This window comes from Shewanella saliphila, assembly GCF_014648295.1.
Lineage (GTDB): Bacteria > Pseudomonadota > Gammaproteobacteria > Enterobacterales > Shewanellaceae > Shewanella > Shewanella saliphila.
Genome location: NZ_BMQV01000115.1, coordinates 1 through 668, shown reverse-complemented (window position 1 = coordinate 668; position 668 = coordinate 1). Strand labels below are relative to the sequence as shown.

Annotated in this window: 1 pseudogene; it reads left to right on the top strand. The window is 46.4% G+C overall.

Features of this window, described 5'->3' with window-relative positions:
- Positions 1–668: pseudogene (locus IEY48_RS20335) on the top strand (helix-turn-helix domain-containing protein); the annotation flags it as partial.

Below are 668 nucleotides of genomic sequence, written 5' to 3'. Positions count from 1 at the left end.
GTGGTATTGGAAACCGCCTCTTTGTCGGCAGTTGAGTTAAGTGAATATTGCCGAGCTAAAGGGTTATACCCTGAGCAAGTTAACGAATGGAAGCAAGCTTGTATTGCCGGCAATACAAGCACAACACTCACGAGAAAATCCAGGGTAACACCTGAGCAGAAGACCGATAAAAAACGTATTAACGAGCTCGAGCGAGAGTTACGTAGAAAGGATAAAGCGTTAGCAGAAGCGGCAGCTTTACTCGTCCTCGGAAAAAAGTTCGATGCCTATTGGAAAGAAAAAGAGGAAGACTGATTTCGCTGACCGATAGGCAGAAATACGCGCAATGGGTCAGCACCGCAGTAGCATCAGGAGCGAGGCAAGATAAGGCCTGTGACGTGATTGGATTATCAACAAGAACCTTACAGCGTTGGCGAATCGACGGTGAGATTGGCGCAGATAAAAGGCCTACAGTTACGCGACCAGAGCCTGGAAATAAACTGAGTCAGGCAGAAAGGCTAGACGTGATTAATGTGTGTAATAGTGAAGAGTTTGCCTCATTACCGCCAAGCCAAATTGTACCTATACTCGCCGACAGAGGTGAGTATATTGCTTCTGAGTCGAGTTTTTACCGTATCTTGCATGCTGAAAACATGCTGCATCACCGAGGAAAAGCTAAGCCGAGAAAT